The sequence below is a fragment of the Actinokineospora guangxiensis genome, from assembly GCF_042657845.1.
Lineage (GTDB): Bacteria > Actinomycetota > Actinomycetes > Mycobacteriales > Pseudonocardiaceae > Actinokineospora > Actinokineospora guangxiensis.
In genome coordinates, this window is the sequence record NZ_JBHSKF010000005.1 from 344116 (window position 1) to 356987 (window position 12872).

Annotated in this window: 9 protein-coding genes; 4 read left to right on the forward strand and 5 right to left on the reverse strand. The window is 71.7% G+C overall.

All coding sequences use genetic code 11. The features are described from left to right. Window positions 1-153: 153 nt before the first annotated feature. From ACFPM7_RS14015 to ACFPM7_RS14025, 3 genes are all read left to right on the forward strand, one after another. The gene (locus ACFPM7_RS14015; RefSeq protein ID WP_378247841.1) at window positions 154-1863 is read left to right on the forward strand and encodes a carbohydrate-binding module family 20 domain-containing protein; all 1710 of its coding nucleotides are present in this window, start codon (window positions 154-156) and stop codon (window positions 1861-1863) included. A gap of 68 nt (window positions 1864-1931) precedes the next feature. Beyond that, complete coding sequence (locus tag ACFPM7_RS14020; protein ID WP_378247843.1) at window positions 1932-2339, forward strand: hypothetical protein; 408 nt, start codon at window positions 1932-1934, stop codon at window positions 2337-2339. Window positions 2340-2604: 265 nt separating this feature from the next. Then, a complete protein-coding gene (locus tag ACFPM7_RS14025) occupies window positions 2605-5709 on the forward strand; it encodes an ATP-binding protein (protein ID WP_378247845.1) in 3105 nt (1034 codons plus the stop codon). Window positions 5710-5770: 61 nt separating this feature from the next. Here ACFPM7_RS14025 and ACFPM7_RS14030 read toward each other — a convergent pair whose 3' ends face one another. The 4 genes from ACFPM7_RS14030 to ACFPM7_RS14045 form a co-directional block, all read right to left on the reverse strand. Further along, the gene (locus ACFPM7_RS14030; protein ID WP_378247847.1) at window positions 5771-6622 is read right to left on the reverse strand and encodes an ABC transporter permease; all 852 of its coding nucleotides are present in this window, start codon (window positions 6620-6622) and stop codon (window positions 5771-5773) included. After that, entirely contained in the window at window positions 6619-7593 is a 975-nt protein-coding gene (locus ACFPM7_RS14035; RefSeq protein WP_378247849.1) for an ATP-binding cassette domain-containing protein, read from the reverse strand. The genes ACFPM7_RS14030 and ACFPM7_RS14035 overlap by 4 nt, the downstream gene beginning before the upstream one ends. 128 nt (window positions 7594-7721) lie before the next feature. Further along, entirely contained in the window at window positions 7722-8909 is a 1188-nt protein-coding gene (locus tag ACFPM7_RS14040; protein ID WP_378247851.1) for a cytochrome P450, read from the reverse strand. Between the two features lie 50 nt (window positions 8910-8959). Continuing rightward, window positions 8960-9532, reverse strand: a complete 573-nt coding sequence (locus tag ACFPM7_RS14045; protein ID WP_378247854.1) for a TetR/AcrR family transcriptional regulator — start codon at window positions 9530-9532, stop codon at window positions 8960-8962. Between the two features lie 46 nt (window positions 9533-9578). Here ACFPM7_RS14045 and ACFPM7_RS14050 point away from each other — a divergent pair, with 46 nt between their 5' ends. Continuing rightward, window positions 9579-10118 (forward strand): DinB family protein, encoded by a 540-nt coding sequence (locus tag ACFPM7_RS14050; protein WP_378247856.1) that lies wholly within the window; start codon window positions 9579-9581, stop codon window positions 10116-10118. Between the two features lie 99 nt (window positions 10119-10217). Here the strand turns inward: ACFPM7_RS14050 and ACFPM7_RS14055 are convergent, their stop codons facing one another. Continuing rightward, window positions 10218-12593: a chitinase C-terminal domain-containing protein gene (locus ACFPM7_RS14055; protein WP_378247858.1), complete on the reverse strand. Its 2376-nt coding sequence runs from the start codon at window positions 12591-12593 to the stop codon at window positions 10218-10220. Between the last annotated feature and the right edge of the window lie 279 nt (window positions 12594-12872).

The window sequence follows — 12872 nt, forward strand, 5'->3', positions numbered from 1 at the left end:
CTTGCGGAAACCTCTTGCGGAAAGAAGCGCCGCGGGACCCCGGACCGCTGCTCCGTTCGGTCCCTTGACGAGGGTGAAGGGGCAGCGCATCCTCATGCGCACCGCTTGCAACCGATTTCGGCAACCTTGCGAAAGCCTATTCGAGGAGACACCGTGGTCTCGTCACGCCGACGCCCGGTGGCGGCCCTCGCCGCCGCCCTGCTCGCTGCCGTCACCCTGCCGGTTCTCGCCCCGTCCGCCCCGACCGCCACCGCGGCCCCGCCCGGGCCCAAGGACGTCACCGCCACCCTGTTCCAGTGGCGCTTCGACGACGTCGCCCGCGCCTGCACCGACGTCCTCGGCCCCAAGGGCTACGGGTACGTCGAGGTCTCACCCGCCACCGAGCACATCCAGGGCCCGCAGTGGTGGACGGTCTACCAGCCGGTCAGCTACAAGATCGCCGGCCGCCTCGGCGACCGCGCCGCGTTCGCCAACATGGTCACCACCTGCCGCAACGCCGGTGTGAAGGTGATCGCCGACGCCGTCATCAACCACATGGCGGGCATCTCCGGCGGCGTGGGCACCGGCGGCACGTCGTTCAGCAAGTACAACTACCCCGGCCACTACCAGAACCAGGACTTCCACGGCTGCCGCCAGCCGATCACCGACTACGGCAACCGCGACAACGTCCAGAACTGCGAACTGGTCAACCTCTCCGACCTCGACACCGGCAGCGAGTACGTCCGCTCCGAGATCGCCGAGTACCTCAACGACCTGAAGTCCCTGGGCGTCGAGGGCTTCCGCATCGACGCCGCCAAGCACATGTCGGCCGGTGACCTGGCCGCCATCAAGGCCCGCCAGTCCAACCCCGGCTACTGGGTGCAGGAGGTCATCTACGGGGCAGGCGAGGCCGTGCACCCGAACGAGTACCTGAACAACGGCGACGTGGACGAGTTCCGCTACGCCACCGGCCTCAAGTCGGTGTTCAACGGCGGCAAGCTCGCCGACCTCTCCCAGTTCGGCGAGGCGTGGGGCTTCGTGGCCTCGACCAAGGGCCGCTCCTTCGTGGACAACTGGGACACCGAGCGCAACGGCTCCACGCTGAACCGCACCTACGGCTCCACCTACACCCTGGCCAACGTGTTCATGCTGGCCTGGCCCTACGGCTCGCCGAACGTGTACTCCGGCTACGTCGTCGGCGGCCACGACGACGGCCCGCCCCTGGGCGGCGACGTGCGCGAGTGCTACCAGGACGGCTGGACCTGCGTGCACGCCTGGCGCCAGGTGGCCAACATGGTCGGCTTCCGCAACGCCGTCGCGGGCACCGCCGTGACCAACTGGTGGAGCAACGGCAACAACGCCATCGCCTTCGGCCGCGGCAACAAGGGATACGTGGCGATCAACCGCGAGGGCTCGGCGCTCTCGCGCACCTTCCAGACCTCCCTGCCCGCGGGCTCCTACTGCGACGTCCAGCACGCCGACCCCGGGGCCTGCTCGGGCCACACGTACACAGTGGACTCGGCGGGCCGCTTCACCGCCACGGTCGGCGCGGGTGACGCCATCGCGCTGTACGCCACCGGCTCGACCACCACGACCGGCGCGGACTTCGCGGTCAACGCCACGACGTCGTGGGGCCAGAACGTCTTCGTCGTCGGAAACCAGGCTGCCCTCGGCAACTGGTCGGCGGCGGCGGCCGTACCCCTGTCCTCCTCCACCTACCCGGTCTGGCGCGGCGGCATCACCCTGCCCGCCGGGACGACCTTCCAGTACAAGTACATCCGCAAGGACTCCGGCGGCGCGGTCACCTGGGAATCAGGCGCCAACCGCACCGCGACAGTCCCCGCATCGGGCCGCGTCACGCTGAACGACACCTGGCGCCCCTAGACCGACGGACCGCCCCGGGCGACAGGGACCTACCCCGGGGCGGTCCGTCACCATGGCACGCTGCACCCGTGTCCCGAGACGACGTCGTACCACCCCTGCTGGCCCTGGCGGCCAGCGCGTCCTACAGCGACCGCGCCGACGCGGGCGGCGCGTTGGCGGTCTTCGCCGACCTGCCCGCCACCCACCGGGCTTTGGCGGCCCTCCTGCTCGACCAGCACGACACCTACGTCACCCTTGTCACGGCAGAGGCGCTGCTGCACCGCCACGACAGCCACGGCTACGCGCTCCTGGCCAGCGCCTTCCAGAACGCGAACGACAACCAGTCCGACTGGCTGCACACAGCCCTCGACAACGTCCTCGGCATCTACGCCAAGGAACGCGACGAAGCCCTCGCCCTCTGCGGCCCACTCCCCGACGCCGGAGCAATCGTGGCCGCGCTCCACGCCTTGGACCCCATCCTCTGGCCCGAGTCCTGATTCCGGGGTCACGGCGGCCGAGGCAACTCGGTATGGGTGGCGAACTCCCCGGCGCGCCGTGACCGACGGTGGACCGGCGCAGCTTGGGCGGCGTTACCGGTTCACTGGGGAAAGTATGGGTGGTGGGCGGGGGTGGGGTGGCGGACTTTCAGGGTGTGAAAGCGAATGCGTCCCTTCGCGCAGCTCAGGCACTCGGAGCCGCGTCCGGGGCGTCCGGTCTGCGGTCATGTGCGCGTTGTCGGTCCGTTCTTCTACCCTCGTGCGGGTGAACTCCGCTTTCATCGGTCGCGACCACCCGGCGCGCGTGCTGCGCGCCGAGGTCGACCGCGTGCGCGACAGCCACGGGGGCCTGGTGCTGGTCGCCGGGGAAGCGGGCATCGGCAAGACCACGCTCGTCACCACCGCCGCCGACGAGGCCCGCCGCCAGGGCACCCTCGTCCTCTCCGGCTCCTGCTGGGACTCCGACAGCGTCCCCGGCCTGTGGCCGTGGGTCCAGGTCGTGCGCGCGCTGCGCCGGGCCGCGAGCCCCGAGCAGTGGGCGCGGGCCGAGTCGGCCGCCGGGGCCGCCCTGGCCGCGCTGCTCGGCGAGCAGCGCGGGGAGACGCCCGAGTTCCCGGTGTTCGACGCCGTCACCACCGCCCTGGTCGCCGTCTCGCAGGACCGACCGGTCATGGTCGTGCTGGACGACCTGCACTGGGCCGATCCGGCATCGGTCAAGCTGCTCGCCTTCGCCGCCCAGCACGCCTGGTTCGAGCGGCTGCTCATGGTCGGCACCTACCGCGACGTCGAGCTGGAGGCCGCCGGGCACCCACTCGAACCGCTGATCTTCCCGCTCGTCGCCAAGGCCACCACGCTCACCCTGACCGGCCTCACCGCCGACGAGGTCGGCGACCTCATCGCCCTCACCGGCGTCGACCGGCCCGACCCCGCCCTGGTCGCCGAGGTGCACCGGCGCACCGGGGGCAACCCCTTCTTCGTGGAGCAGACCGCCCGCCTCTGGCACGGCTCCGGGGCGGTGGCGGTGCCGCCCGGCGTGCGCGACGCCGTGCAGCGCAGGCTCGCCGCGCTGCCCGCCGAGACCCGCGCCCTGCTGGCCACCGCCGCCGCCCTCGGCCGCGAGTTCGACTCCGCCCTGCTCGCCGCCGCGACCGGGAACACCCGGGTCGAGCGGACCTTGGCCAGGGCCGTGACCGCCCGGCTCGTCGCCCCCGTCGACCAGGGCCGCTACACCTTCGTCCACGACCTCGTCCGCGAGTCCCTCGACGAAGCCGCCGACGACCGCCGGGCCGTGCACGCCGCCGTCGCCCGCGCCCTGGACGCCGACAGCGCGCTCGCCGCGGCCGTCTTCCCCGCCGACCGCGCCCGGCACGCGCACCTCGGGGTGCCCGACTACCCGGCCGAACGGGCCGTCGAGCTGCTGGTCGCCGCCGCGCGGGACGCGATCGCGCGGCTCGCGATGGAGGAGGCGGTGGCGCACCTGCGCAGGGCCGTCCCGCTGGCCGAGCCCGAGCGCAAGGTGTTCGTGCTGGTCGAGCTGGGCGGTTGCCAGCTGCGCAACCACGAGAACGAGCGCGGCTGGGGCGCGCTGCGCGAAGCCGCCGAGCTGGCCCGCGGCCTCGACAGCGACCAGCCGCTGGTGCGCGCCGCCGTCACCCTCTACCAGCACGGCCCGCCCACGACCTCGCGCCTGACCAACGACACCGTCCGCGAGGCCCACCGCCGCATCACCGGCCGCGCCGAGCCCGACACCGACACCCCGCTGGAGGCCGTCTTCCGCGAGCTGGTCGTCAAGGCCACCGCCCGCGCCCGCACCGGCGACGACGACGACGCCCTGTCCATGGGCCTCTGGGCCCAGCACGACCTCGCGCTGGGCCTGGGCACCGCCCGCGAGCGGCTCGACCTCATCACGGAGCTGACCCGGCTCGCCGCGACCACCGACGACAGCGACATGGAGTGGTTCGCCGCCTCCATGCGCTGGGTGGCGCTGCTGGAACTCGGTGACCCCGCCTACCTTGAGCAGTTCCGCGACACCATGGCGCTGCGCGACGCCTCGCCGCGCAACGCGCTGTCCGCGGGCATCGACGAGACCATCATCTTCACCCTGACCGGCCGCTTCGCCGAGGCGGGCGCGCACCTGGACGGCTACACCGCCGACGACATGCCCGACTGGTACCAGATGCTCGGCTACATGCGGTGGCTGTGGCTGATGCGCCAGGGCCGCTACGCCGAGGCGCCCGCCGTCGTCGCCGAGCGGATGGCGGGCTTCGAGCACCCCGAGGTCCTGCGGGCCATCACCGACGTCGAGACGGGCCGCGTCGAAGCCGCCCTGCGCCGCGTCCGCGCCACCGTCGCCAAGGGGGAGACCTTCCTCAGCCACGAGCGACCGCTGTGGCTGCGCCTGCTCGCCCACACCGCCGCCCTCGCCCGCGACACCGAACTGATCAAGCTCGCCCGCAAGGAGTTGTCCGACCACTCCGGCGGCTGGTTGGTCGCCTACTACGGCTTCGACGTCTCCGGCCCGGTCGACCTCTGGCTGGGAGCCCTGCACGTGGCCGAACGCAAGTGGGACGACGCCATCGCCCACCTGGGCGCGGCCGTCGCCTCGGCGGAGGCCATGGAGGCCCGCCCCTGGTCCGTCGATGCCCGCGCCTGGCTGGCCAGGGCCCACGCGGGCCGGGCCGCCGACGCCACCGACCCGGCCTCGCGCGCCGCCGACGAATCCGCCCGCGACACCCTGATCACCGGCGTCGCCGCCGACGCCGCCCGCCTGGGCATGACCCAGTACGCCGACACCGCCTCTGCCACCGAGACCGCCCCCACGCCCCCGCCTGCCTCGGTTCCCCGCTTCTCCCGCGACGGCGAAGTCTGGACCCTCGCCTACGACGGCGTCGCGGTCCACATGCCCGACGCCAAAGGCTTGCGCGACCTGCACACCCTGCTCGCCAACCCCGGCGCCGACATCCCCGCCGCCGAGCTGGTCGGCGCCCCGGCCGTCGCCGCGGTCACGACCGCCGGGGCCGACGACGTCCTGGACGACCGGGCCAAAGCCGAGTTCCGCGCCCGCCTGTCCCGCCTCGACACCGAGATCGACAACGCCACCGCCCTCGGCAACGACCGCCGCGCCGCCACCCTCGACACCGAACGGGCCGCCCTCCTCGACCACCTCCGCCTCGCCGCGGGCCTCTCCGGCCGAACGCGCCGCCTCGGCGACGAGTCCGAACGCGCACGCAAGGCCGTCACCGCCCGAATCCGCGACACGATCCGCAAACTGCGCGAACTGCACCCACCCCTCGCCGCCCACCTGCGCGAGACCGTCACCACCGGCACCGCCTGCCGCTACGACGGCGCGGTCGCGTGGCGGCTGCGCTGAGGAGTCGGACGCACCATGAACACGGCCCCCGGAGAACCGGGGGCCGCTGCCGAACACCCTGTCAGAGCCGGTTGTAGCGGCGCATCGTCAGCGCGCCGAACACCGCCGTCAGCACCACCGAGGCGATGAGCACCCAGGTGATCGCCCCCATGTCCCAGGTGCCCGCCATCATCGAGCGCACCGCCGCGACCAGCTTCGTCACCGGGTTGACCTCGACCACGGCCTCCAGCCAGTTCGGCATCGTCGTCGGCGAGACGAAGACGTTCGACAGGAACGTCAGCGGGAACAGCACGATCATGCTGACTCCCATCACCGACTTCTCCGAGCGCATCATCAGCCCGAACATCGTCCACACCCACGAGAACGCGAACGAGAACACGATCAGCAGGCCGACGCCCGCCAGCACCCCGACGAACCCGCCGCCCGGCCGGAATCCCAGGATCAGCCCCACCGCGAGGATCACCACCGAGGCGATGAGGTAGCGCAGCAGGTCGCCCAGCAGGTAGCCGACCATCGGCGCGGGACGCCAGATCGGCAGCGTCCGGAACCGGTCGAACACCCCCTTGGCGATGTCGGTGTTCACCGCCAGCCCGGTGTACATCGTGATCATCACGACGCTCATCACCAGGATGCCCGGCAGCAGGAACTGTAGGTAGTCCGTCACCGAGCCCGCCAGCGCGCCGCCGAACAGGTAGGTGAACATCAGGGTCATGATGATCGGGAACGCCGTCACGTCGAACAGCTGCTCGGGGACGTGCTTGATCTTGCGGATCGCGCGCCAGCCGAAGGCGGCCGAGGCGGCGTAGGCCGAGGGGCGGGCCGGGCGGTCGGCGTCGGTGAGCAGCAGCGCCGCCAGCTCTTCCTGGCGGGGCGGGCCCGCGTACTCGACGGCCTCGGTGGTTGCGGTGCTCATGCCGGGACCTCCTGGTTCGCCGGTCGGTCGGTCAGGGCGAGGAAGACCTCATCCAGGCTGGGCTGGCCGAGGGAGAACGTGTCGACGTGGATGCCCGCCCTGGCCAGCTCGCCGAGCAGCGCGCCCGCGCGGTCGGCGGCGCCCGCCTCGGTGACCTCCGTGGTCAGCCGGGCCGAGAGCGCCACCGGGTCGGGTTCCAGGGTGACGGGCGCGTCCAGCACCCGGGCGAGCACCCGTTGCGCGTCCGGTCGTTGAGCGGCCTCGCGCAGCCGCAGGTGCACCGAGCCCGCGCCGACCGAGGCCTTCAGCTCGCCCTTGGTGCCCTCGGCGATGACCTTCCCGTGGTCGATCACCGCGATCCGCGAGGCCAGCTGGTCGGCCTCGTCGAGGTACTGCGTGGTCAGCAGCACCGTCGTGCCCTGGGCGACGACCGCCCGCACGATCTCCCACACCTGGCTGCGGCTGCGCGGGTCCAGGCCCGTCGTCGGCTCGTCCAGGAACAGCAGGTCCGGGGTGTTGAGGATGCTGGCGGCGATGTCGAGGCGCCGCCGCATGCCCCCGGAGTAGGTCTTGGTCTGGCGGTCGGCGGCCTCGGTCAGGCCGAACGCCGCCAGCAGCGCCGCGCCCCGCTCGCGGGCCTGCGCCTTGGCGTGGCCCAGCAGCCTGCCCAGCAGATAAAGGTTCTCGGCACCCGTGAGGTCCTCGTCCACCGAGGCGTACTGCCCGGTGAGGCTCACCCTGCCGCGCACCGCGTCCGCGTCGCGGATGACGTCGCGGCCGAAGACCCTGGCCTCGCCCGCGTCCGGGCGCAGCAGCGTGGCCAGCACCCGCACCGCGGTCGTCTTGCCCGCGCCGTTGGGGCCCAGAACCCCGTACACGGTGCCCGCGGGCACCTGAAGGTCCAGTCCGTCCAACGCCCGCTTCTCGCCGAACGTCTTGACCAGACCCGAAGTCTCGATCGCTGTCGTCACCTCGGTCCTCCCTGTCTCCTTGCTCACCAGGAAGGCGCGAGACGCTCCGCCAGATCGGATCTAGCGGGCCGCTCAGCCCTTGCCTGCCGGCCGGGAAGCGTACTCCCGACCGGCGGCAAGGCCAGGTGTCACCAGGTCACGGGCATCGTCCTCGGTCCGCGGACGAGCATCGCGGTCTTCCACTCCGGCTCGCCCGCCAGCCGCAGACCGGGCATCCGCGAGGTGAGCGCGCGCAGCGCCTCCTGCAGCTCCATGCGCGCCAGCGGAGCTCCGAGGCAGTGGTGTGCGCCGTGCCCGAAACCCATGTGCGAGTTCTGCGGCCGGTCGAAGTGCAGCGACTCCGCGTCCGGGAAGCGGGTGGCGTCGCGGTTGGCCGACCCGATGGCCACCAGCACCGGCTCACCCGCCCTGACCAGCTGCCCGCCCACCTCGACGTCCTCGCTGGCATAGCGAGGGAACGCGCTGCCCGCGCCGAGGGGGATGAACCGCAGCAGCTCCTCCACCGCGCCCGGGATGCGCTCGGGGTGCTCGCCCAGCTCGGTGAAGCGCCCGGCCGCCAGCAGCACGTGCACGAAGTTCGGGATCTGCGTCGCGGTGGTCTCGTGCCCGGCGATCAGGACCGCGTTGCACAGCATCACCAGCTCCTCGACGGTGAGCCGGTCGGTGTCGGCCTCGCGGGCGGCGATGAGCGCGCTCATCAGGTCTTCGCGCGGGTCGGCGGTGCGCTGGGCGACCAGGCCCGCCATGTACTCGCTGAGTTCCAGGTGCGCGCGCATCTGCTCGTCGTCGGTCAGCGAACTGGTCGACAGCGCCGCGTCGCTCCACACCCGGAACCGGACGCGGTCCTCGACGGGCACGCCCAGCAGCTCGCAGATCACCTGGACCGGCAGCGGCAGCGCGAACTCCTCGACCAGGTCGACCGGGGAGCCCGCGGCGAGCATCGCCTCGACCAGCTCGGCGGTGATCTCGGCGACGCGCGGGCGCAGCGCCTCCACCCGCCGGACGGTGAACGCGGTGGCGACCAGCTTGCGCAGCCGGGTGTGGTCGGGCGGGTCCATGCCGAGGATGCCCGCGGGCCTGCGCGCCGGGTAGGTGCGCGGCTCGTCCTTGCTCGCGGCCATCTCCCGGCCGAAGCGGCGGTCACCGAGGACGAACCGGGCGTCCTCGTAGCGGGTGGCCAGCCAGGCGGGCTCGCCGAAGGGCAGCCGGACGCGGATCATGCCCTCGGTCTGGCGGAGCTTGGCGTAGGCGGGGTCGAGGTCGAGTCCCTCGTCGTCGTTGAACGGGTAGGCGAGCGGTTCGGCGGTGGTGGTCATCGCGCCCCCTCAGCGGTGTCAGCACTGTTGTCAGCACTCGCTGACCGACGCTAGTGAGGGTGCTGCTGAGCGTCAACGGTCGACAGCGCAGCGTCACCCATCAGGCCGCGTGCCGCGGCGAGCACCAGAGCGCGCGCCCGGTCCGGGTCGGCGGTGGCGACCTGCCCGCTCGGGTGCAGCTGCCGGGCCAGCGCCAGGCCGAGCAGCCAGGCCAGCACCAGGTCGGCGCGCAGCAGGGCGTCGTCGTCGGCGTCCGGCCCGGCGATCGCCGTGCGGCACGGGCCCGCCACCTCCCGTTCCAGCGCCTCGGCGACGGCCCCGCGCTGGGCGCCGCTGAGCGCCATCAGCAGCAGGTTGTCGGTCCCGCCGTCCTCGGTCAGCACGGCGGTGATCAACGCGGGGAGCAGGTCGTCACTGCTGGTCAGCGCGCGCCCCGGCGCGGTGAGCACCGAGGCGAACAGCTCCTCCTTCGACCCGAAGTAGCGGAACACCAGCGCTTGGTCCACCCCGGCCGCCGCGGCCACCTCCCGCACCGAGGTCCGGTCGAACCCGCGGGCGGTGAACAGCTCACCCGCCGCCAGGAGAAGGGCCTCTTTGGTCGCTTCCGCATCCCGCTTGCGCATGGCGGAACACCATAATGTGTCGGCCGTCCGGTGCAGAATGCGGCGCATGGCCGACACACCTCAGTTCTTCTCCCAGGAACTCGACGGCGAGCGCGTCGAGCGCCCCCTGGTCGGGGACGAACGCCTGATGCTGACGTCGTTCCTGGACTGGCATCGCGACACCTTCCGGCTCAAGTGCGCGGGTCTGACGGCCGAGCAGCTGTCCACCCGATCGGTGGACCCGTCGGCGCTGTCGCTGCACGGCATCCTCCGCCACCTGGCGGGCACCGAGCGCTGGTGGTTCCGCATGCAGTTCGCCGGCGAGGACGTCGAACACCTCTACTACGCCGACGACGACCCCAACATGGACTTCGACCGCCTCGACGGCGACCCGGCCGAGGCGCTCGCCGTCTGGGAGGCCGAGTGCGCCCGCTCCCGCGAGATCGTCGCCGCCGCCGACTCCCTCGACGCCGTCGGCACGCACCGGGTCTCGGCGAAGCCCATCGCGCTGCGCCGCATCCTGGTCCACATGCTCTGCGAGTACGCCCGCCACAACGGCCACGCCGACCTCCTGCGCGAGCGCATCGACGGCAAGACCGGCCACTAGGAAAGGCCCGGCCGCCCCGGGGTGGTGATCGGGGCGGCCGGGTGTGGTGTGCGGTGCGGCGGACGGATGGGCGTCGGCAGCCGCACCGCGGCTAGGGGATCAGCAGGGGCCCAGGTCTTGCCAGACGCCCCACTGACCGGACAGGTCGGGTCGCTCGTTCTGCGTCCACCACTTCGCGCGGTAGGAACGGCCACCGTGGGAGACCGTCGCGCCGCCGTTGTAGACCGCGGTCGCGCTCCAGGCGGGCGCGGTGCACGCCGGGGGAGTGGTCGTGGTTGTGGTTGGTGTCGTGGTTGTGGTGGTTGTCGTGGTGGTCCTAGTGGTCGTGGTGGTGCCCGTGGTCGTCGTGGTGGTGGAGGTCGGCGGGGTGCCGCCGGAACCGCGGGCGTGGTCCTGCGCCACGGCGTAGGACTTGCCGCCGAAGGTCAGCGTGATGTTCGACAGCTGCGTGATCGGCAGGTAGTAGACCAGCTGCACCTCGGCGCTGGCGCCCGGCGCCAGGGTCTGCCACGCGGGCGTCTTGACCGAGATGCGGTGCAGGTCGCCGCGCAGGCCGCCCACGTTCGGACCGCTGTGCTCGCTGGAGACCACCGACAGCGTCCAGCCGGACTGCTGGCCCATCGTCGGCGGGGCCGACGTGCCGTAGTCGAACTGGATGTCCGTGCCGCCGGGCAGCGGGGTGGACGAGTTGTTGGTGACTCGCAGCTTCGGGCTGATCGGGTAGTTCGAGTCGCCCACCGGGTAGCTGTGCAGGTCCAGCTTCACGTCGAGGGTCTCGGTCGGCATCGTCCGCTTGGCCTTCTTGTTGCCGTACGGGCCCGCGGTGCGGAACGTGTCGTACATCAGCGAGGTGAGGGTGTCGCCCATGAAGTACTCGCCGCGGGAGGCGTCGAAGTCGTAGTCGCCCGCCAGCTCCCACATCATGATGCCGCCGAGGCCCTTGTCGGCCACATAGCGCGCCTTGGCCGCGATCGACGTCTCATCCTCTGTGGAAAGGAAGACCTTCTTGTCGTTGTTCCACAGCCACGGCGCGACCAGCGTAGAGTCGTAGTGGCGGGTGTAGGTGCCCGTCACCCGGTCGGCCGGGTTGCCCGCCGGGTCGAGGCCGTAGTCGTCGAGGTAGCTGGGCGTGCGGCCGTCCTGCAGGTTCTTGGCGTGCCACATCGGGTTGCTGCCCGCCGGGACCTCGCCGCCGACCTTGTCCAGGTCGTGCCACAGGTTGTCGATGCCGACCGCGCCGTTGCCGCAGGGAACGGTCGAGCCGACGGTGCCGCCGGTGCCGGGTGGGCACTTGGTCTGGTCGGGCAGCGGCGCTTTGCCCCATAGGCCGTTGGTTCCGCCGGTGACGCCCTGCCAGCCGCGGGTGTAGTACGGCACGCCGATGTTGATGCGCCCGGCGGGCATCGCGCCGCGGAAGTAGTGATAGGCCCAGTCGGTGTTCAGGTAGCCGATCCCGCCGTATTGGCTGGTGTTGTAGTAGTTCCAGTGCGCCAGCTCGGCGTCGCGGCCGTCGTCGTAGAGCGCGGCGTTGGGGCCGACGAACTGGTTCCAGCCGCCGTGCAGGTCATACGACATGATGTTGACGTAGTCCAGGTACTGGGTGACCTGGTAGTTCTCCATACCGCGCAGCATGTAGCCCGAGGACGGCGCGGCGACGGTCAGCAGGTAGTACTTGTTGTCCGCGGCGCTGGCGGCGTCGAGCTTCTCGCGCAGCGTCTTCATCAGGGTGACGTAGCCGGACATGAGCCGGGCGCGGCGCGGGTTGGCGAAGCTGAAGTCGTCGGGGTTGCCGGAATTGGCCATCGACGTGGCGTACTCGTAGTCGATGTCGACGCCGTTGAACCCGTACTTGCGCACGAACTCGACCGCGGAGTCGGCGAAGGCGTTGATCTTCGCGGTGGAGTCGGTGAGGGTGTAGAAGCCGCCGTCGGCCACGCGGGAGCCGTCGGGCCGGAAGTGGCCGCCGGTCTCGGCCCAGCCGCCGACCGAGATCAGCGTCTTCACGTGCGGGTGCTGCTTCTTGTACTTGGTCAGCAGGTTGAAGTGGCCCTTGTAGGAGACGGTCGGGTCCATCTCGGCGCCGGGGACGCCGGGCCACTCCATGCCGGTGGAGGCGTTGGTCGGGCCGTCGGGTCCGACGCTGAGCTTGCCCGCGGCGTCGATGTGCCCGAAGGCGTAGTTGACGTGGGTGACCTTGGTCCAGGGGATGTCCTTGGCCAGGTACGCGGGCTGGCCGGTCTTGCCCGTGCGCCAGCTGGTGAAGTACCCGATGACCCGGCGCGGGTGGTCCGCACCCATGGTCTCGCGGCCTTCGGTGTCGTAGGCGAGGCAGTACGGGACGTTGGGGACCGTCTGCGCCAGCCCGTCGGGGCGGCACGCGGAGTGGTCGGCCGCCGAGGCGGGCAGGGAGATCGCGGCGGTGACGCCGGCGAGCAACGCGAGCAGAAGTGCCAGCGGGAGGCTCTTTCTGACCACGTCCACCTCCTCATCGAGGGGTTCAGGGTTGGGAGGAGGGTATTGGTCTAAACCAATGAACGTCAATGGTCTGAACCAAACCTGCCCGCTGTCCGGGCCATACCGCGGGCCTATGGGTGATTGGGATGAGCGCCCGACCACCGAGATGCGGGAACCTACGTCCCGACCCGATCTTGCGCGGGGCGTGCGAGGCCCCGGCAGGCGCGCAGGCCTGCGCTCGCGGGAGTGGCGAGCCGCGCATCGGGTCCGGCGGCGCCCGAGCGGCCGACCGCGGTGGAC

Bases quoted from the DNA above. Each gene is read 5' to 3' on its own strand.
- ACFPM7_RS14045 (WP_378247854.1), bottom strand. From the start codon at position 9,532: ATGCGCAAGCGGGATGCGGAAGCGACCAAAGAGGCCCTTCTCCTGGCG.
- ACFPM7_RS14030 (WP_378247847.1), bottom strand. From the start codon at position 6,622: ATGAGCACCGCAACCACCGAGGCCGTCGAGTACGCGGGCCCGCCCCGC.
- ACFPM7_RS14040 (WP_378247851.1), bottom strand. From the start codon at position 8,909: ATGACCACCACCGCCGAACCGCTCGCCTACCCGTTCAACGACGACGAG.
- ACFPM7_RS14050 (WP_378247856.1), top strand. From the start codon at position 9,579: ATGGCCGACACACCTCAGTTCTTCTCCCAGGAACTCGACGGCGAGCGC.